Annotated in this window: 21 protein-coding genes; 10 read left to right on the top strand and 11 right to left on the bottom strand. The window is 57.8% G+C overall.

The window, feature by feature from the left end; translation table 11 throughout:
• Positions 1-35 precede the first annotated feature (35 nt).
• On the top strand, positions 36-416 hold the full coding sequence (locus CRP02_RS02230; protein ID WP_097170087.1) for a response regulator: 381 nt from the start codon (positions 36-38) through the stop codon (positions 414-416).
• A 359-nt stretch (positions 417-775) separates the two neighbouring features.
• Here CRP02_RS02230 and CRP02_RS02225 read toward each other — a convergent pair whose 3' ends face one another.
• Positions 776-1,180 (bottom strand): RidA family protein, encoded by a 405-nt coding sequence (locus CRP02_RS02225; protein WP_097170086.1) that lies wholly within the window; start codon positions 1,178-1,180, stop codon positions 776-778.
• A gap of 11 nt (positions 1,181-1,191) precedes the next feature.
• Positions 1,192-2,631 carry an FAD-dependent oxidoreductase gene (locus CRP02_RS02220; protein ID WP_097170085.1) on the bottom strand — a complete coding sequence of 480 codons (1,440 nt, stop codon included), beginning with the start codon at positions 2,629-2,631 and terminating at the stop codon, positions 1,192-1,194.
• 75 nt (positions 2,632-2,706) lie between these two features.
• On the opposite strand from CRP02_RS02220, the gene CRP02_RS02215 reads away from it, so the two are divergent.
• Positions 2,707-3,321: a TetR/AcrR family transcriptional regulator C-terminal domain-containing protein gene (locus tag CRP02_RS02215; RefSeq protein WP_038496418.1), complete on the top strand. Its 615-nt coding sequence runs from the start codon at positions 2,707-2,709 to the stop codon at positions 3,319-3,321.
• Positions 3,322-3,360: 39 nt separating this feature from the next.
• Here the strand turns inward: CRP02_RS02215 and CRP02_RS02210 are convergent, their stop codons facing one another.
• Complete coding sequence (locus CRP02_RS02210; protein WP_097170084.1) at positions 3,361-4,218, bottom strand: LysR substrate-binding domain-containing protein; 858 nt, start codon at positions 4,216-4,218, stop codon at positions 3,361-3,363.
• Positions 4,219-4,306: 88 nt separating this feature from the next.
• Between CRP02_RS02210 and CRP02_RS02205 the strand changes: the two genes are divergently transcribed.
• Positions 4,307-5,014 (top strand): haloacid dehalogenase type II, encoded by a 708-nt coding sequence (locus CRP02_RS02205; protein ID WP_097170083.1) that lies wholly within the window; start codon positions 4,307-4,309, stop codon positions 5,012-5,014.
• A 9-nt stretch (positions 5,015-5,023) separates the two neighbouring features.
• Positions 5,024-5,815, top strand: a complete 792-nt coding sequence (locus CRP02_RS02200; protein ID WP_097170082.1) for an aldolase — start codon at positions 5,024-5,026, stop codon at positions 5,813-5,815.
• A gap of 54 nt (positions 5,816-5,869) precedes the next feature.
• Here CRP02_RS02200 and CRP02_RS02195 read toward each other — a convergent pair whose 3' ends face one another.
• Positions 5,870-6,790, bottom strand: a complete 921-nt coding sequence (locus CRP02_RS02195) for a LysR substrate-binding domain-containing protein (protein ID WP_097170081.1) — start codon at positions 6,788-6,790, stop codon at positions 5,870-5,872.
• A gap of 98 nt (positions 6,791-6,888) precedes the next feature.
• Between CRP02_RS02195 and CRP02_RS02190 the strand changes: the two genes are divergently transcribed.
• The 3 genes from CRP02_RS02190 to CRP02_RS02180 are packed head-to-tail and all read left to right on the top strand — an operon-like array spanning position 6,889 to position 8,896.
• Positions 6,889-7,680 (top strand): SDR family NAD(P)-dependent oxidoreductase, encoded by a 792-nt coding sequence (locus CRP02_RS02190; RefSeq protein ID WP_097170080.1) that lies wholly within the window; start codon positions 6,889-6,891, stop codon positions 7,678-7,680.
• Between the two features lie 14 nt (positions 7,681-7,694).
• On the top strand, positions 7,695-7,997 hold the full coding sequence (locus tag CRP02_RS02185) for a putative quinol monooxygenase (RefSeq protein ID WP_097170079.1): 303 nt from the start codon (positions 7,695-7,697) through the stop codon (positions 7,995-7,997).
• 56 nt (positions 7,998-8,053) lie between these two features.
• Complete coding sequence (locus CRP02_RS02180; RefSeq protein ID WP_097170078.1) at positions 8,054-8,896, top strand: type 1 glutamine amidotransferase domain-containing protein; 843 nt, start codon at positions 8,054-8,056, stop codon at positions 8,894-8,896.
• 432 nt (positions 8,897-9,328) lie between these two features.
• Here the strand turns inward: CRP02_RS02180 and CRP02_RS02175 are convergent, their stop codons facing one another.
• The 7 genes from CRP02_RS02175 to CRP02_RS02145 all read right to left on the bottom strand — a co-directional run bounded on the left by CRP02_RS02175 (position 9,329) and on the right by CRP02_RS02145 (position 17,282).
• Positions 9,329-10,432, bottom strand: coding sequence for a nucleotidyl transferase AbiEii/AbiGii toxin family protein (locus CRP02_RS02175; RefSeq protein ID WP_097170077.1), 1,104 nt, complete (start codon positions 10,430-10,432; stop codon positions 9,329-9,331).
• Complete coding sequence (locus CRP02_RS02170) at positions 10,413-11,153, bottom strand: DUF6088 family protein (protein ID WP_097170076.1); 741 nt, start codon at positions 11,151-11,153, stop codon at positions 10,413-10,415. Before CRP02_RS02170 ends, CRP02_RS02175 begins: the two co-directional genes overlap by 20 nt.
• Positions 11,154-12,113: 960 nt before the next feature.
• Entirely contained in the window at positions 12,114-13,400 is a 1,287-nt protein-coding gene (locus CRP02_RS02165) for an MFS transporter (RefSeq protein WP_097170075.1), read from the bottom strand.
• Positions 13,401-13,429: 29 nt separating this feature from the next.
• Positions 13,430-14,560 (bottom strand): acetylornithine deacetylase, encoded by a 1,131-nt coding sequence (argE, locus tag CRP02_RS02160; protein WP_179783913.1) that lies wholly within the window; start codon positions 14,558-14,560, stop codon positions 13,430-13,432.
• Complete coding sequence (locus CRP02_RS02155) at positions 14,553-15,596, bottom strand: Glu/Leu/Phe/Val family dehydrogenase (RefSeq protein ID WP_097170073.1); 1,044 nt, start codon at positions 15,594-15,596, stop codon at positions 14,553-14,555. Before CRP02_RS02155 ends, argE begins: the two co-directional genes overlap by 8 nt.
• Positions 15,597-15,613: 17 nt before the next feature.
• On the bottom strand, positions 15,614-16,552 hold the full coding sequence (locus CRP02_RS02150; protein ID WP_097170072.1) for a DMT family transporter: 939 nt from the start codon (positions 16,550-16,552) through the stop codon (positions 15,614-15,616).
• Positions 16,553-16,562: 10 nt separating this feature from the next.
• Positions 16,563-17,282, bottom strand: a complete 720-nt coding sequence (locus CRP02_RS02145) for an alanyl-tRNA editing protein (RefSeq protein ID WP_003519091.1) — start codon at positions 17,280-17,282, stop codon at positions 16,563-16,565.
• A gap of 230 nt (positions 17,283-17,512) precedes the next feature.
• On the opposite strand from CRP02_RS02145, the gene CRP02_RS02140 reads away from it, so the two are divergent.
• The 3 genes from CRP02_RS02140 (at position 17,513) to CRP02_RS02130 (ending at position 19,574) form a co-directional block, all read left to right on the top strand.
• A complete protein-coding gene (locus tag CRP02_RS02140) occupies positions 17,513-18,160 on the top strand; it encodes a TetR/AcrR family transcriptional regulator (protein WP_143539302.1) in 648 nt (215 codons plus the stop codon).
• A gap of 2 nt (positions 18,161-18,162) precedes the next feature.
• Positions 18,163-18,369 (top strand): hypothetical protein, encoded by a 207-nt coding sequence (locus CRP02_RS02135; RefSeq protein ID WP_097170070.1) that lies wholly within the window; start codon positions 18,163-18,165, stop codon positions 18,367-18,369.
• Positions 18,370-18,674: 305 nt separating this feature from the next.
• The gene (locus CRP02_RS02130) at positions 18,675-19,574 is read left to right on the top strand and encodes a hypothetical protein (RefSeq protein ID WP_097170069.1); all 900 of its coding nucleotides are present in this window, start codon (positions 18,675-18,677) and stop codon (positions 19,572-19,574) included.
• Positions 19,575-19,739 lie beyond the last annotated feature (165 nt).

The following is a 19,739-nucleotide window of genomic DNA, read 5'->3' as shown; positions in this document are numbered from 1 at the left end:
ATCCAACCCGTCAACACTGGAAACGAGACGAGAATATGCGCGGAACTGAACCCGAGGATTTGCGCATTCTAATTGTCGAGGATGAATTTCTGATCGCGTTGGAACTGGAGAGTAGCCTTCTTGATGCAGGCTATAAGGTTGTCGGAATAGCCGTGACGGCCACAGAGGCCGTCGCTATGGCTCGTTCTGAGCAGCCGGATCTGGCGGTGATGGACATCCGGCTTGCTGATCGGACGGACGGTGTAGAAGCTGCAATCGAGTTGTTCGGTGCGTTCGGCATTAGGTCAATCTTTGCATCTGCTCATGTTGATGAAGTAACGCGGAAACGAGCCGCACCAGCCAGACCCATTGGCTGGGTCCAAAAACCTTACTCCGCTGACGCGCTGATACGTCTAATTAGGGACTTTTGCGGTTAAATCGTTGTGGTCTTATCTGATATCCGCGATGCGGCTCGCTCCTATTGAGTTGTTCCAGCCTCCTCCGATATCACAACACTCATCGAGTGGCTCTGCACAACAACCTGAGGAACAGCAGTTGAAGAAATGGAGGCGCGGTCGAAGTGGGGGGCGTTTGGATGCCGAAGGCCGATCTGCCAATGGCCGTGTTTGATCAAAATCGCAAGGTTTGCGGGTTCGTCTCCGCTCTGCATATCCATTGAAGCAGCGGGTCGTAAGTTCCAATTGGTTCAAGGCGTGGTGGTCATTCGCATTCAGCTTGCTGAATTCCTGAGATGAGACGCAGGCTTCCGGACGCCTGCGTCTCGTATTTCCTTGCGCTAAGGAAGGGCGACCAGAACCTCAATCTCGACGAGCCATTCGGGCATGGCGAGTGCTTCGACGCCGATCCAGGTGCTCGCGCAAACCGGCCATTTTTCACCGAATATGTCAGCGCCAGCCTCGAAGATCGCTGGAACAAGATCCGCGGAGTGCCGAACCACGTAGATCTTCATCTGCAGGATGTCGTTCGGATGCGCTTTCATGGCCGCGAGGGCGTTGAAGACATTCCCGAAGCATTGCTTTGCCTGGGCGGCATGATCGTTTCCACCGACGAGTTGACCTGCCCTGTCGACCGCGACCTGGCCCGAGATGGCGGCGAGACGCGCGCCAGGTGGGGCGATGGCGATTTGTGCAATCAGGTGTGAGAAGGCATCAGTCAGGGACGAGGGGTTGAGAGTTTCCATCGCTGCCTCCCTTATTCCTGATCGACAGCGGCGACGTAACCGTCTGGCCTGACCAGCAGCGCCCGAACGCCGCGAAGGGCGGCGTGATCGGAGGAAACTGCTGTCAGGGATTTGACGAGGCTGGAGCGCAACCATTCCGGGCCGGAAACCGATGCGCCTAGCGTGAAGGAAAGGTGAAGCCAACGTCCTTCGACCAGCAGGCTGTAGAGTGACAACGATCCGCCGTCCCTGTCTACCAGTTCGATATCGGGAACGCGGCGCCCTGCCGTCAATTGCCCGGCAGTAACGGCCGCCTTCGCATCGGCGCCATAGGCGACGTCGAAACCGGAAAGCTCACCGGCAAGACGATGATTGACCGCCGGGATTTTCAGGAGTTCGTTCAGCGTTTCGCGCAGGGCAAGGGTCGCCGGATCGAGCCGGGTGACCAGCCCGACTTGCGCGAGGGTATTGGTGTAGAGAATTTGTCCTGTAGGTCGCCGTTCCTCTTCATAGGTATCAAGCAGTTTGTCGGGCGCTTCGCCCTTCACGACTGCGGCCAGTTTCCAGCCGAGATTCAAGGCGTCTTGCAGTCCGACATTCATGCCCTGTCCGCCCATCGGAGCGTGGATATGAGCGGCATCGCCGGCGAGGAGGACGCGACCCTTGCGATAGGTTCCCGCTATGCGCGTCTCATCGGTGAAGCGCGAAAGCCATATCGGGTCGCGAGCCTGATAGTCCTCGCCGATAATGCGCGCAGTCGGTCCCGCTACTTCTTCCAGAGTGACTGGTTCGGTTCTTGGCACATGGGTTCGTTGGGGATCCACGAGCACGATGCGGTAGTGCTTGCCGTCACCGAGAGGCGCGATCATCACCGAACCATGCTCGTTGGTGACTGACACGACAGGCTTTGCCGGCGGCGAGGCAAGAACTACGTCTGCGAGCATGAGTGAATTGCGGGCTTCTGCTCCCTCATATGAGATGCCAGACTGTTCCCGCACGATGCTGCGAGCGCCATCCGCTCCCACCACATAGGAGCCGGAAAACTCTCCGGCGTCGGTTGAGATGTGCACCCGCCTTCCGTCGTCCAGAATTCCGGTTGCTGTCACGCCCCGCACGATGACGACACCGAGTTCAATCGCACGTTCTTTCAGACGCTCTTCGGTCACGGCCTGCGGAATAAACAGCGTGTAAGGGAAGCGGGTGTCGAAGGCTGAGAAATCCAGCCGCGTATCGAGGACCGCGTAGTGGCCGGTCGGGATCGGTTTGCCGGTGCTGAGGAAACGATCGGCGAGACCGCGCAGGGCAAATACTTCCAGCGAACGTCCATGGATGGTGAGCGCACGCGACTGTGCCGTCCGCTCCGTTCGTCGCTCGAGAACGGCGACATCCACACCGGCAAGTTTCAATTCGCATGCCAGCCACAGCCCGACAGGCCCGGCGCCGACAACAATAACATCATAGTTCATTTTCATGAGGGGTGCTCAAATCTAACGTTGTTAGATTTGCCTAACAATGTTAGAGAGTCAACGGTAAAACTGGAGACGGACATGCGCATTGTGAAAACCGAGGTCATCGCGACGGCGCTGAAGCTGCTTGATGAGGTCGGCATGGAGGGGTTGACGATGCGTAAGCTGGCGGACGCCCTGAACATCCAGGCACCGTCGCTCTACTGGCATTTCGCCAACAAGGACGCCTTGCTCGAGGGGATGGCGGATGCCCTCATGGAGCCGGTCGCCGCAAGCAATCCGGAAGGCGAGGCCTGGGATGCGAGGCTTGGGCGCGTGGCTTCCGAAGTGCGCGAGGCCCTGCTGTCTCGCCGCGATGCTGCGCGGGTTTTCGCTGGCACCTATCCTTTATCTGATAACGTGCTGCGCGTCGGCTCGTTGTTGATCGGCGCCCTCAAACAAGCAGGTGCTGACGACCGCACTGCAAGCTGGGGCGCATTCACGCTGATCTATTTTGTGATCGGCTTCGTAATTGAGGAGCAGGCCTTGGGCGGAAAAAAGACCAGCTCCGGCAGTGAGGAGGCGCGAGTTGCCGCTGAGTTTCCGCTCGCTGTGATCGCAATGCGTGAGATTGCCGGAACAAATGCCGATCAACGTTTTTCGTTCGGGCTCGATCTGCAGATCATGGGCTTGAAGGCGGCGCTTCGTCTTCCTTGAGACGGTAGCGAGGTTACCCGCACATCTTTGTCCAGGACATTATGGCCCCAGACTATCCGCCAGGAAGCGACCCAAAAATTTGGCTTCGGCGGAAAGACTTGCCCGGCCCTTCACCAATGCCATCTCGGACGCGGGCTGATCATCGAACCCATCCCTTGGACCGAGTTGCCGATGTTCGGAAAGCACCGCATCGGAAGGCAGCAGACTGATCCCGAGTCCGGAAGCGACAGCTGCCTGAACGCCCATCAGGCCCTGGCTGGTATAGGCGATCCGCCAGCGACGACCGCTGCGCTCGATCGCACGGATGGCACGATCCCGGTAGATGCATCCGACGGGAAACACCGCAAGTGGAACCGGCTCCGTCTCGACTGGACGGGTGGCACTTTCCACCCAGAGCAGTTCCTCCTTCCAACTCGCAAGACATGCCCCATCTCCGGGCTCCCGCTTGATCAGCGCGAGGTCGATCTCGCCCGCATCCAGCAGGCGGCGAAGCTCGGTGCTCCATCCGCTGACCGTGTCTAGTCTGATATGGGGCGATGTACTGGAAAATCCCGACAGGAGATCGATAAGGCGTCGCCCGGCAAAATCTTCCGGCACGCCAAGACGGACAGTTCGCGGCGCCGAAGGCCTCCGCATGACCTCGGCGGCCTCATCTGCCACGGCGAGTAATTTACGCGCATAGCTCAGCAGCAACTCGCCGGCCTCAGTCGTTTCCACAGTTCCGGTCGATTTGCCCCGCCGCAACAGTGAGGCGCCCAAATTGACTTCCAGCTTCTTGATCTGCTGGCTCACAGTCGATTGCGTCAGGTGAACCCGCTCGGCCGCCCTGGTGAAGCCGCCGCAGTCGACGACTGCAGCAAAGGTTGTCAGAAGATCCAGATCGAAACCGAGGCTCATTTGATTTCTCGATGACAATGATGATGAGATTTAATTTCTCAATCAATGTGGGTTTTATCAATCTCGGGGAAATCCAAGGAGAAGATACATGACCCTGATTGGACCCAAGCCGACCTGGCTGACCTTTGATTGCTATGGAACCCTGATTCAGTGGGACGAAGGGCTGCTTGCTGCAATGGACAGAATACTGTCCGCAAAAGGTGGCGATATCGACCAGAAGGCCTTCATCTCGATCTACGACCACCATGAACATGCGCTTGAGGAGGAGCGTCCGCACCGCACGTTTGCGGAGGTCAGCGCGCTTGCGCTGGAACGGGCCATGGCCGAATTCGGCCTTCCGTTTGAGGTTGCGGATTCCGAAATCCTGACGTCCTCGATCGGGAAGATGCCACCGTTTCCGGAAGTGGTTGCAACATTGGAAAAGCTGAAGGCAGCCGGTTTCCGTCTGGCGATCATCTCCAATACTGATGATGCCATCATTGCTGGAAACGTAGCCCAACTTGGTGGCCACATCGACCGCGTCATCACGGCTGAACAGGCCGGTGCCTACAAGCCATCCAGCCAGATTTTCCATCAAGCCTGGAAAAGCCTCGGCATCAGCATGGAGGATCTCGTGCACATCTGCGCCAGCCCGCATCTTGATCTTGCCGCAGCGCGTGAGCTCGGATTTCGCAGCGTCTGGATCGATCGTGGTACGGGCCGCAAACCACTCGCTGACTACCACCCGAATGAAATCGTCCCGACGTTCGACAAGGTGCCTGCCATCCTTGCCGCAGCGGGCTGGATGGAACGATAGGAGACTAACATGGCGCATGAGCTGAATGTTTCGAAGACAAATCCTGCACTTCGGCACAATCTCCCGATGGATACCGACGAGATATGGCAGGCGCGTGTCGATCTTGCCGCGTGTCTGCGGATGGCGGCGCGGCTTGGCCTCGAAGAGGGGATCTGCAATCATTTCTCCGCCGTCGTGCCCGGCCATCCCGACCTCTTCATCGTCAACCGCCTCGGTTGGGCGTTTCAGGAGGCGACGGCATCCTCGCTGCTGATCTGCGATTTCGACGGCAATGTGGTTGCTGGCGATGGGGTGCCCGAAGCGACGGCCTTCTTCATCCATGCGCGTCTGCACAAGATGGCGCCTAGGGTGGGGGCCGCCTTTCACACCCATATGCCGAATGCCACAGCGCTCAGCATGGTCGAGGGTGAGCCGCTGGTCTGGGCAGGCCAGACGGCGCTCAAATTCTACGACCGTGTGGCGGTCGATGAGAATTACAATGGCCTTGCGTTGGATGAAAGCGAAGGCGACAGGATCGCATCCGTCCTTGGGGACAAGGACATCCTGTTCATGAGAAACCATGGCGTCATGGTTTGTGCACCCAACATTGCCGAGGCCTGGGACGATCTCTATTATCTCGAGCGGGCCGCCGAGGTTCAGCTGAAGGCAATGGGCTCCGGCCGCAAACTGCTGCCGGTCTTGCCCGCAGTGGCGGCCGCAGCGGCACGGCAGATGCGGGAAGGCGACCCGGAAAGCGCAAGGATGCATCTGGAAAGCATCCGGCGGGTCCTCGACCGGCAGGCGCCAGAGTATCGCGATTGATGGAACAGGAAAGGCGAAGCGTTTGGCATTCGCCTCTCCTATAGTTTCTCCGGGTCAGGGCGTCCCTTTCAGCAGCGCCGAATCATTCAGTGTCACGACCATATGTTCGATGAAGGCACGGACTCGGTGGGGCAGGGGACCGCCACCGACATAGACGGCATGCACCAGTTCAAGGTCGCCTGGATTGAAATCTTCGAGCAGTGGGATCAACCGTCCCGCCGCGATGTCGTCGGCTACATGGAACAGGCCGACGCGGGCAATGCCAGCGCCGGCCAGCGCCATTTGCTTCATCGTCTCGCCGTTGTTGACGACGATGCTGCCTTTAACCGGTTGCGCGATATCCCGATCATGGTCACGAAACGGCCAGGATGGCCGTGCGCGCCGGAAATTGAACGTCAGGCAGTCGTGATGCGCAAGATCCGCCGGCGTTTCAGGCGAACCCCTGCGCGCCAGATAGTCGGGTGAAGCGCAGACCACGCGCCGGCTCTGCCCCAGCTTGCGGGCGATCAGGCCGCTGTCCGGCAGGTTGCCCATGCGGATAGCGACATCGGTTTTTTCTGCGACCAGATCGACAATCCCGTCGGTGAAGGAGAGGTCGACGATCAGGTCGGGATTGCGGGCGATGAATTCCGGAATCGCCGGAGCAACGAACATCGTGCCGAACGGTATTGTGGTGTTGGTCCGCAACCGGCCACGGACTGCGCCACCTGCTGCTTCCTGCTCCGCCTCGTTCAGTTCCTGCAAAATCCGAAGCGCGGCATGATGATAGGCCTCGCCTTCTTCTGTCAACGTGAGTGCGCGTGTCGTTCGCACCAAAAGGCGCGTGCCAAGCCGTGCTTCCAGACGGGCGATCAACTTGCTGACTGCTGATGGCGTGATGTCCAGATTGCGCGCGGCGGCGGAGAAACCCCCATCCTGAAGAACGCGGGCAAACACTTCCATCTCGCCGGAGCGTTCCATCAGAATGCGCGGCATTGATGATCCTCATTCACAGGTGCATGTCTTCTGCGGGCAATAGTGTGAATTGAGCTTAAATCATAAGTTTCCTCCAGCAACAATCTGGAGACACGGATATGGATCTGCAACTGAACGGGAAGACCGCCCTCGTGACCGGCGCCACCGCAGGCATCGGCCTCGAAATCGCCCGATCTCTCGCCGTAGAAGGCGCACGCGTTGTCATCACAGGCCGCGACCGCGCCAAGCTCGACAACGCCGTCGCCGCAATCATGGCATCCGGCGGATCGGACGTCTTTGGGGTTTTGGCAGACGCCGCCAGCCCCGAGGGTGCCGCGATGATCGCGAAGGCCGAACCGTCGGTCGATATCCTCGTCAACAATCTCGGCATCTACGAGAGCAAGGCCTTCGGCGACATCACCGACGCCGACTGGAGCCATCTGTTCGACGTCAATGTCATGAGCGGCGTGCGCCTGTCGCGCACCTATCTTCCCGGCATGCTGGAGCGCAACTGGGGCCGGATTATCTTCATTTCCAGTGAGTCGGGTCTCGCAATCCCTCAAGACATGATCCACTACGCAACGAGCAAGACGGCGCAACTCTCGATCTCGCGCGGATTGGCGCAGCTGACACGCGGCACCAATGTCACGGTCAATTCCGTGCTGCCCGGACCGACCCGCTCGGAAGGCATCGAGGCTTTCCTGCGCAGTCAGGCAAGCGATCCGTCCGCACCGATCAAGCAAATCGAGGCCGAATTTTTTGCCACCGCCCGCGCAGCTTCGATCCTCCAGCGCATGGTGGAAGCGGAGGAGGTTGCAAACCTCGTTGCCTATCTCGCCAGCCCCCGCTCATCCGCCACGAACGGTGCAGCCCTTCGTGCCGAAGGCGGTCTCGTCAACACCATCGCCTGAGAAAGGTGCTACCCATGTCAAACACGCCTTTGACCATCATCGCCATCACCACCGCCAAGCCCGGCAAGGAGGCGGCGCTTGGTGCCGCCCAGGAAAAGCTGGTCACTGAGACTTTGGCCGAAGACGGTTGCCTTCGGTACGAGTTGCACCGCTCGCTCGATGATGGGCGCGTGCGCATCTTCGTTGAAACCTGGGCAAGTGAAGCCCAATGGCGCGCCCATATGCAGGGCTCCGCCATGCAGCGGTTTCAGGCGAGCGGCGTCGGTGACTATTTTGCCGACTTCGCCCTGCACCGGCTGACCAAGGTCGCTGGCTGATCAGCCTCCGTCTTCTGCATTCCCAAACAGAATTTCTCATATTCGGAGACAAACCCATGAAACTACTGCGTAGCCTTGCCATCACTCTTGCGCTCGGCGCCAGCACTCTCAGTGCCCATGCCGGAAACGTGCTGATCGTCCTGTCTGATTCCGATCGCCTCGACCTGAAGGACGGCAAGGTATTCAAGACCGGTTTTTACCTCAACGAGTTGATGCAGCCGGTGCAGGCGTTGCGCGACGCCGGCCATGAGATCACGTTCGCCACTCCGAAAGGCACCGCGCCTTCCGTTGACCGGACATCCGTCGACAAGATGTATTTTGGCGGTGATGAAGCGGCGATGAAAGCCAGCGAAGAGCAGCTTTCGGAACTCGGCCTGATGTCGAGCGACAGATCGCCGGTCATCAGCCTCGCGCGGGTCGAGCAGATCGGTTACGACCATTTCGACGCGGTCTATGTGCCCGGCGGTCACGCACCTATGCAGGATCTTCTTGTCAGTTCCGAACTCGGCAACCTGCTCACTTATTTCCATGAAAATGGCAAGACGACCGCACTGGCCTGCCATGGCCCCATCGCGCTTCTTTCTACGCTGGCAGATGCGAAGGGTTTCGTCACGAAGTTCGAGACGGCGGGAACTGCAAAGGCGCAAACTGGCTGGATCTATGCAGGCTACAAGTTCACGGTCTTCAGCAACCAGGAAGAAGAAATGGCCAAGGGACTCTTGGGTGGTGGCGAGATGAAATTCTATCCGCAGGATGCACTCAGCCGGGCGGGCGGTCAATTCAGTCAGGCTGATGAAGCTTTCTCCGCGCATGTCGTAACGGATCGCGAGCTGATCACCGGCCAAAATCCCGCATCAGCCCCGGCTGTGGCGCAGGAACTGCTGAGCCGATTGAAGTAGCATCTGCCGATGTCGCCTCCCTTGGCGGGATCGGTTACGGCTCCACTGCAATGTGGATCATTGCCGTGTTCACTGGATTGGTTCTGGATCACACTGGTCGCACATATGCGCCACCATTGTCTTCCATCGCAATCAGGCTCTCCATTCCGTGCATAGCTGCACTGCAGCAAAGTCTATTTTGTGTGCAGTGAAAATTGGTACTTTGGTTCTCATCGAAGCAATGCATGTCCTCCCGCAGAGCTTCGATTTCAGACGGCCAATTCCTCCTCCCAAGGGGCGTCTGTCAGAACTGCGGCACTCCTCCTCCCAGCTGTTGTTCGGTTCTTTTCGAAAAGCCTGCCGCACCTCCTCCCGCGGCAGGCTTTTTCGTCTTGGGGACTGGCTGATGAGAACCCGGGATTGAGCTGCTGTTCTTGCCCGTTTTCTTCGCAGTCAACCGACGACCTGCTCCTTGTTGAGGAAACGCTCCAGATCCTCGATGCTTTTCATGACAGCCTCAAAATCAGGCGGTGTCGCAAAGATCATGGCTGACATTCTCCCGTAGTCGGTCGCCAGTTTCTTGCGCATATCGGCGGTCGGCACCAGTCGGAAACTGCCGGGTACTGCCCGATCATAGCGATGGTCCGGTGCACGGAACATCAGTTCCTTGTGCTGCCGGCACGCTTCGGCAAGATCGAGCATGGATGCAGTCGCCTTTCCGTAGTCTGGATGCGTCCAGATCTGATGAACATCGTAATAGTGGCGCGAGTATCGATTGAGGTCGGGGACCTTTCTTTCCGCATTCTGGTCCGCGTTTCGTTTCTCGGTCATTTCCGTCATGGCATGAAGGATGAGGACCTTTTCCCAGAACGTCCGCTCGGGCCTGACGGTCATCACATTGGAGATCGTGAGATCCGAACCGGCCGGCATTTCGGATGCGATGTAGGGGACGATCTGCCGCGTCTCGGCTGGCACCGGATCCGGGCGTGCGCCGCCTTCGATGCGCACCGCCGCCTCGACATAGCCGCCGCTGGTATCAAAGACGCTTCTGTATCCCAGCACCAAAATGTCGAGCGCTTCCTTCTTCCGGTAGGGATCGTACCCGAAGCCGAGCGAAAAATGTCCCGTTTGTCCGATCTCTCCTTCGACCACGGCGATTTCCTCCTCAAGCAAACGCTTGAGTGGCCCGGAGATATAATGCCGTGCTGCCTCGTCCACCTGTTCGGCCAGAGCCTTCTGTTGTTGATTGACAGAGGGGAGAGCGGCGATATCGGCCTCAAGCGGAACTTTCAGGTCCCCCTTGTAGATGCCGATGTCGATGTCCTCGGAAAAACGCTGGATCAGGCTGTAGGCCTTGCTGAGGCTGGTCCCGCCCTTAAAATAGAGGCCAATGGCATCGTCCCTCCGTCGGTTGAACAGGAAGTCGAGCACCCAGCAGACGTAGAGATCCTTCTCGATATTCTCGGCCCGCGTTTCCAGATCGGAGGCCGCGGGGGCGAATAGTGCTCTCCGCTCGTCAGCGCTTGAGCGAAGGACGTCAATGAAGCTCTGGCGCATGTTCAGCCTTCCCATCCTGACCCGTTGGAGTGTCTTCATCCACCGGGGGCCGCGGGTCGCGTGTTATCGTTTCTATCGCCTGGTACATCCAGGCAGGGATGGCGTTGATGTTTTCGCGCAGATCCTCGACAATCGGTTGCCTGTGGGGGCTTCGTTCCAGGTAACGGACGATACCATCGACAGCGGTCTCCAGATTGGATCGCTCATCGCGAAACCAGTGGAGGGCCTGGATCACCCGCATCGCCGGCCGGCCGGCCCAAAAAGCGGTCTTCGCCGAAATGCGCTTGAAGTCCAGGATATAGATGACCGGTTTCACGGCATGCGTGTCGCCGGCATTGGCCTCGATTTCGATGGTTCGAGGGTATGTGTCCGCATAGATTGTGGACCGGGCCGGAACTGCCGTCGTCAGGCTAAGATCGTTGGCAGCTGTCATGCCGTCGACGCACACACGCAGCTTGTCGCGTCGTGCGATCGCATCGATGAATGAGGCGCGCGGCGGAAACACCATTTTGCCATTCAGTTGGCTGATACCCGGCTTGTCATAGAGACCACGATAAGGTCGGCGGATATCGCCGCGGTTTGTCAGCCTCTGCAGCGCCTTTTCGACGGCGTTTGGCGATGCGATATCCAGGAAATCGGCGCGCGACCAGACGCCCGAGGGCGCCGCGCCTTCAATCCTTTGGTGAATGCGTTCGAGAGTGTCCGATGTGGGATCCGGCATAGCTATCCTACCTTCTGACCGAAGATTATATACAAATTTTGGTCACTTGCAATCGACACGCTCACACTGACCAATTTTTATATCTAAATATTGGTCAGTGTTTGATGTTCGTGGCTGCTTGGGAATCAAAACTGAAATCAACGAACAGAGTGCAACATAACGGATGTGTTGTTCGCGATCGTTGCGAATGGCTAGAATGACGCCCCCACAGCCCGGGTAACGCCTTGCGCGCGAGTCTTCTCCCTTCAAGCTTTCGATGACGACGACGGTCTGACACCATCGAGCGTTGCTGCACTATTCCCCTTTCGGAAAGCCACAAGCAGCAACCGTCCAACACCTTCATTGTATCGGAACCTGCTGGTTACGTGATCAGCAAGCGGCAGGGCAATTCAGGCCGAACGCAATGATGCACCGCCCATCAGCGCTTCCGATGCCCGCTCTCTTGTCTGGCATCCCTAATCCAGTCCCGTCCTTGGACGGTCAACCCGCAGGGGGTTCGCGAGCGAGCTGCGACCTCTCTGGCTACGCCGCCGAGGTGACCGCGGTCGGGTCCGGATCAAACGGGCGCCAACGCGCGGGGATCGGCCCCGCCAACGGATGGAGCAGACCATGCCGAACGATCTCAACCTTGCACAAAACCACGCACTCGATCTTGCCCGGACCTTGATGGTCCCAGTCACCCTCTTCCAGGTGGATGGAGAGATCGGCGTCATGCCTTCCGCCTAGGCCACAGGTAGCTACATTTTCCGGAGGCACTCACAATGTCCTGCTAAGACTGGCGCGGTAGGATTCTAGTTAGAGATCAAAGCGTTCGGTCCGTTAAACTGCGCGTCGGTAGTTCGAATTTGTTCAAGGCGTAAAAGTAGAGCTGGAGTTTTCAGCCGCTCGCCGCTGTCTTGCACTGCATTGGGCGCTAAGGTCGGCGAGTGGCAGAGAAAGCCACCACTCGCTGAGTACTTTTTACACGTGTATGGCGTTTCGAGGCGGATTGACTGTCAGGAGCAAGGCCAAGCTTAGGATAGCCGTCCCGACAATATACCACGCCGGTGCTTGGGCCTGTCCCGTGGCACTCACTAGCCACGTGGTGATAAAGGGGGCGAAGCCGCCAAATATGGTGACGGCAAAGCTGTAGGCGATTGATACACCCGTGGATCGGATTTCCGGCGGGCATACTTCCGTCATTGCGGCTGGAGCGGGACCAGTGAACGACGCGATGAGGACTGCGAATAGGGCTTGGCATACAATCAGATTTGTCTGCGTCGGGCTTTCGCGTAGGAATGACAATACGGGATAGACAGCGATGGCCATCGCTACCACGCCGCCCATAATGAGCAGCTTTCTATCCACTCGATCCGACAGGGCGCCGAAAACCGGCGCCAGAACCAGAACAAGGGCGAGACCGATACTGTTTGCAATGAAGGCCTGATGTTGAACGAAGCCTAATTCCCGCACAGCATAGGTCGGCATGAAGACCAGGAAGAAGTATGTGCACACGGTCCACGGAATCGTGATTGCGAAACCGGTCAGAACCGAGGCTCGATGTGTACGTAGGGCCTTCATAAGAGGAGAGCCCTGGGCGGTTTCCTTGGATTTTGCATACTCGGCGCCTTCCTCGGTCTGGGAGCGGATGTACATCCCGACCGGGCCGATCAGGATGCCGAATATGAATGGAAGACGCCATCCCCAGCTTTCGAGCATATCAGGCGCCATCGAGCCGGTGATGAGCGTACCAAATAACGAGCCGATGAGTAGCGCGCCCGCTTGGCCTGCCTGCTGCATGCTGCCGAAAATGCCACGCCGCCCGGGTGGGGCATGCTCAACCAGGAAAGCCGTGGCGCTACCGACTTCGCCACCAGCTGAAAAGCCTTGAATGAGACGAGCAAGCACGATGATCGCCGGGGCGAATATACCGATGTCGCTATAGGTTGGCGCGAAACCGATCATAGCGGTGCTGATCGCCATGAGCATGATAGTCAATGTCAGCGCTGGCTTTCGTCCCCGCCGGTCGGCAAAGCTGCCAATGACAATCGCACCGACCGGCCTCATGATGAAGCCGCCGCCAAAGGTCGCAACCGTTAGCAAGAGGGAGACCGTTTCATTCCCCGCAGGAAAAAAGAGCCGTGATATGATGATCGCGAAGAAACCATAGACCGCGAAGTCGTAAGCTTCGAGCATGTTGCCGATCGTCGCTGCGATCACGGCGCGACGCTTGCTCTCCGAGGTCGGAGGCTTTTCCCAGTTAGACATTGTTGTTCCCTTTTTTATTAGATGTTGGTTTAGCTCTGCTGGCGTTTGCTGATCTGCTGGATGAACCGGATCCCTTTCTCAATCTGGTCGATCGCAATCCACTCGTCTGGCTTGTGTGCCTGAAGTATCGAGCCGGGACCGCAAACGACGGTGGCGATGCCTGCGTTTCGGAAGTAGCCAGCCTCCGTTCCGAAGGGGACCCCCTCTGGCAAGAGATGTCCTCCAGCGCTCAACGCCAGCGCAATCGCCGGATTTTCGTCGAATGGTCGAAGAGGGGGAATGCCGATGAGTTCGTCCTGCTCACAGGTCGTCGATCCACGAACGCCGTTTACGAGCTCCCGCGCTGACAGCCTGCATTCCTCGAAATCCGTCATCACCCCAGGGCGCATCTCCCAATGCACATCACAGCTACTGGGGATGATGTTCGTGTTGGTCCCGCCGGAGATGATCCCGACGTTGAAAGTCGTGCCGGCTTCACGGTATTCACCGGAGCTCTGCCGGCGGAGAACTTCAGTTGCCAGGCGGGCGGCTGCGCCAATCGCATTGATGCCTTTGTTCGGGTCGCTGGAGTGTGCGGCCTGGCCGTGGAACCGCGCACGAAAGCCGAGGTAGCCGCGATGTCGATCGGCGATCCCCATTTCCGTGGGCTCCCCGACAATCATCATTCCAGGCTTGAGCCCATCCGCGATCATTCCATCGATCAGAAGGGGAACGCCGAAACAGCCAACTTCCTCGTCGTAGCTCAGGGCAAGATGGAGTGGCTTTGAGAATGCCCCACTGTTGCAATCCGACAGGACAGAAAGGGCACAGGCGAGAAACCCTTTCATATCGACTGCCCCTCGGCCATACAGACGGCCGTCTTGCTCCTGCAACGCGAATGGGTCTGTTGACCACTGCTGTCCATCAACGGGGACTGTGTCCACATGCCCCGACAGAGCAATGCCTCCGGCAGTTGCGGGTCCAAAGCTCGCAACGAGGTTGGCCTTCTGGCGGCTGTCGTCGTATGTCAGCCGGAGAATGGCACCGGTGGGTTTGAGGGTCTCAGCAACCCACTCGATCAATTGCAGATTTGAATTTCTCGATGTCGTGTCAAAGCTCACGAGCTTGCCAAGATGGTTGATCGCAGTTGCGAGATGTTTACGCTCTGAAGCTTCAGGCATTTGCCAGCCTCTCATTCGCGATCGCTTCAGCAGCGATGTGGGTCGGCACCCCTTGCGCGTCTGCGCGTTCGAAGATTTCCTGCAAGGTATTGGCAATCTGGCGCACGCGCGGCTCGATTTCATTGCGATCGAAGCCAGCCACTTCGTAAGCGAGCTGGATCATACCGCCGCCGTTGATGACGTAGTCCGGCGCGTATAGAATACCTTTCTGGCTCAGGGCTTCTCCGTGGATGCTCTCGCGCGCAAGCTGATTGTTTGCTGCCCCGGCAATCACCTTTGCCTTCAAAACGGCGAGGGTTTCTTCGTTGATCACAGCACCCAATGCGCAGGGAGCGAAGACGGACGCGTCCGCCGAATAGATGTCATCAACTGTCGAGACCTTGGCACCAAATCGCGTTTCCGCCTCCTGGACCCGTTCTGCGCGTGTGTCGGCAACGATGAGCTGCGCACCAGCCTCTGCCAACAGCGTACACAGGTTCATGCCGACATTGCCAAGACCCTGAACAGCGACCGTAAGGCCAGACAGATTGTCGACCCCAAGGCGATGCCGTGCGGCGGCCTCAATCCCGACGAACACACCGAGGGCGGTTGATGGCGACGGATCCCCACTGCCGCCCATGTCCTCTGGCAGGCCCATGACATGGGTTGTTTCTGTCCTGATAGCGACCATGTCCGCGACGGTGGTACCGACGTCCTCACCAGTCTTGTAGCGACCGCCCAGGCGTTCCACCGTGCGGCCGATGAAGTACAAAAGCTCGGGGGTCTTTTCCGTATGGGGGTCTGCAATGACGACCATCTTTCCGCCGCCGAAGGGAACGCCAGCGACCGCAGCTTTATAGGACATGCCTCTCGAAAGACGCAGAACGTCCGTCACAGCTTCGGCTTCGTCTTCATATGTTCGTATGCGGCATCCACCGATCGCCGGTCCGAGGCGCGTATTGTGGACCGCTATGATTGCCTTGAAGCCATGCTTGGGGTCGCTTGCAAAGACCACCTGCTCGTGGGCATCAAAATCCTTCGATTGGAAGAGTTCCATTCTGTTTTTTCCTATTTTCAGTTTGAAGAGGGGGCAGCTGGGCGCGGCTTGAGCCGGACGGCGATTGCAAAACCGATCAAAATCAGCGCGATGCCGATGAGATGAAAGGTGTGGATCGGCTCACCAAGAAACGTGAGCGCGAGCGCTGAGGCATAGACGGGCATCAGATGAAACGATGCCCCGGTGACGCTAGGGCCGAGCAGATCGATGCAGCGGTTCCAGAAGGCCGCACCGAGCAACGACGCGAAGATTCCTATGAAAAGAACGGAAAGCACCGAATATGTGGCGAGGGGAAAATGCTGACCGGTCAGTCCTTCGCCGATCCATGGCGGCATCGAGATGACACATGCGCCAACACTCATGGCAGCGAGAAACGCCATGTCGGGAAGCCCCTTAGGTCGAAAACGCAAGCACACTGAGTAAAACGCATACCCGGCGACGGCGAGGAGAACGAGGAGCTCGCCACGGCTGACGCCGATCTCCAGCACCCGCGACGGGTGTCCCTGTGATACGATCCAGATCACCCCGACGAACGAAATCAGGATACCGCCGACCACGCGTGCGGATGGTCGATCTCCTGAGATAAGCCACGCAAACAGAGGCACCATCAATGGCAAGGTCGAGTTCAATATCGAGGCGCTTGCCGCAGGGGTCGTGTGCAGGCCAAAATAGTTCAGAACCGGATAGCAGATGAAACCGCTGACCGTGCAGACAAGTATGAGCTTCCAGCAGGAGCGGAGCGCCTCTCGGTGTTGTTTCAGGGTCGCCCAGACTATCGGAACCAAGATCACGGATGCCACGGCCCACCTCCAGAACGTCAGGCCGAACGGTGGAAGGTTTGCAGCAAATGCGCGGCCAATAAGAAGGTTTATGGCCCAGAAGAGAGGAGGCAGCGGCAGCAAGATACGGGGACTTTGCCAGAGCGCCGAAGTCAGTGAATTTATCGCAGTGCGCATCGACAGACCCTCACGATGCGATCCCAAGACGAACCCGGCGATTGTGGCGCCCCTTGTTGTCGATCTTCAAAATGCGGAGAGCCGGTGACTGCCCGGTGCTCTCGAGATGCGTTCCGCCACAAGCCTGCTCATCGAGGCCCTCGATCTCGACAATGCGGATGAAACCGTCGTCACTCGGGGGAGGGGTCGCCGACTTCGATCTGATGAGGCCGGGCGTCTGCTCCGCGTCAGCGAGTGTTACGTATCGTGCCCGAACAGGTAGATTTTTCTTGATGACGGAGGCAATCTGCGATTCCATGGCCCTCAGTCGGTCGTTGTCGACTTCGGGCAGATCGAAATCAAGGCGCACGCTTCCGTCAGCGGCAAGCTGTGCTCCTGTCACCAAAGCCCCTTCGAACTCTTGGAAGACGAGGGCGTTGAGCACATGGCTACCCGTGTGCAAGATCTGCATCATTCGGCGAAACTCAGGATCGACTTCCGCTCTCACGTCATCTGCGAGTTCCAATGCAGGGTCGGCGAGAATGTGCCAGACACGCTCCTGATCATGCTCGAAGCCCGAGACCTCGACCTCACCGCCTCGATGCACGAGCTTTCCAAGATCAGGAAGCTGCCCTCCACCCCCCAAAAAGAACGGGGATTGCTCCAGCACCACACGGCCCGGACGGCTGTCCACGATTGTCGTCTCGAGTTCTAGCTGGTTCGGATTGGCGTGATAAAATGGCTGGCGCATGGGTATTCTCCTGTTTCGAGGAGGAAGCCAACCACATGCGGGCCGGTCGATATTGGTAAAAATCGAGGTTCAGAGCCAATCCCGTCAGCGCCCGTTTTCATGGGATCGTCGTGGCGATGCCGACCTCATGGGCATGGTTCACAGCATTAAACGACTGGTCAATTGACAACGTTATTCAGGCAAAGCATAAATAAATACGAGACGGTTCGTCTCGTATTGTGGATGAACTGATGCAGGCAACAACGTCGATCACAAACTCGGCTCCACGGGGAGCTCGCAGGTCAGCACGAGCTCACGACGCGATCCTATCCGCCGCTACAAAGTTGGCGGAGGAAGGTGGATATCTCTCTGTATCGATTGAGAAGATTGCAGCTTCTGCTAACGTTGGGAAGCAGACGATCTACCGATGGTGGCCGAACAAGGCTGCACTTTATGTCGAGGTCTATTGTCAGCTCGCTGATACGCTGCATCTGTCTGAGGATACGGGAGAATTGTTTTCCGATTTGTCGGTCATGACACGGAAGCTGCTGGCAATCTACGACGATACACCTGCCGCGACCATTCTGTCAGGACTGGTCCTGGAGGCTCAGAGCGACCCAGCCGCAATGCGTCAGCTTCATGAGATCTACATCCAACCGAGGCGAGGCATCGTTGGTGCGATCGTACGCCGGGCGCAAGAGCGCGGCCAGGCGAGCCGCAGCGTCGATCCCGACTTCATTAGCGACCTATTCTCGAGCTTTGTCTGGTTCAAGCTGCTGATCCAACCGACGCCGCCCGACAATTCCTCAATCGAGAATCTGGTTCAGGCGCTTGTGACTATCGCCGTTGCGGGATGCGATGGCCCTGTAATGCCCCGTGCAACGATTGAAGGAGCATAAGAATGGCGCGGAAGGACCTGTCGAATTCCACACGCTTCTGGCTCGATCGGTCGGTTCCCGGCTTAAGTCTGATGCAAGCCGCCTTGACAACCCACGAATACAAGACGACCGATTGCAAGCATGTGCTCGTTCTCTGGAACACCGAGGACGAACGCCGGCACATCCGGTATCTTCGTGAGGATACGGCGCTAGCTTGCTATCTGCAGTGAGCCCTTTACCTCGGGTCGTCTCGAGTGATGAGCAATATTTTGGGGACGTGTTCCAGGCCGGCGACTATTCAAGTCCTTGGCCAGTAACGAAAATTTATTGCGAATGCCCTCAGTTGACAAGCGGGTCGACGGTTCATGTCCCCTCAAGAGCCTAAGAGCTCGCGCTGCCCCGCTTCTTCTGTCGTGGCCAGCTAAGCGTCGTGCGGATTTTTGTTTGACAATCGGGGCGGCACATACAGTGTGCATTCCTTCATGAACCTACAAGCAAATTGTGACTATTCCCCGCGGCAATAGAGGGCGTTTGTGTGATTGATGAGGTAACCCCAGAATTACTGGCTAAAATCACCAAATTTCTTGTCGGTAATCTGCCCGGTAATGCGGATCAGGACTGGCATCACGATTTCATCTCTGGATACCAGATGGGCTGCAATGCCGTCGTGAGACTTGGGCAAGCGACTGAGACGCCGCGGGGCGCTGTTCCACGCATTCCGCCGATTTTGCCGACGCCGCTGCCGCGTTTGGATGACCTTGTCATTACTGTCCTGAATGTTGCGGGGCAGAAAAATCTCTTTGCGCTTGTCCCCACGAGAGCGCGGGCAGAATGGATGAAACTACGCATCTTCCAGCGAGATACGAAACCGGAAAATGTGGTGACAATCGTCGCCTCCCACAATCTCGGCGAAGCCCTTGCGACGCCAGCGATGATTAGTTTGCTGGAGGGACTTGGTTTGGTGAAGGACAGATTTTGGGCCGAGCACGCTGAGACGATCCTATGGCGATACGGGGTGAGCGAATGGGGTATCGATTTCACTGGCGATCATCGATTTGTGGGGGCGGTTGAAGCATCCATTGACCATATGCCGGACGATATCCGCTCAGAAATGGACCGACTTGTTGTGGTTACGGACGAGGACGCTGCTCTCTTGCAACGTAGGACGAAGGCCTACAATCGGGAAATATGCGCCGAGATGGGGCATAGCTCTGTCAGGAGACCTCTCACGCTCGAACAGCTTCGTTCGAACATTGTATCCGTACGATGCAGTGATCTCGACTGGCTGTTCGTCCGTCGTTGGCGTCTTTCTGGCAATTGGCTCTCACCGACCGAGGCAGGACGGGCTCTTGAAATTTTCCATGATCGTCTTGCCACCGCCATGAGAAAAGCAGTCGTCACCCGACTTTATCCCTCTTTCCCCTCCGACCGGTAACTGCCTCAGCTGTTTGAATTGCGTAGCAAGCGCGGTACTGATGCGGTGTCGCGAGTGAATCCAACAATCCTCTCGCGTTAATCATGCCAGCCGACTTTGCTTTACAACAGCAACCGCCGGCAATAGCGAATGAGGTAACTAACCCGCCGAGCGGATGTACCGCAA

The organism is Rhizobium sp. AN5, assembly GCF_900215255.1.
GTDB lineage: Bacteria > Pseudomonadota > Alphaproteobacteria > Rhizobiales > Rhizobiaceae > Agrobacterium > Agrobacterium tumefaciens.
Note: the sequence above shows the minus strand (reverse complement) of the source record. Positions and strands in the feature narration are given on the sequence as shown.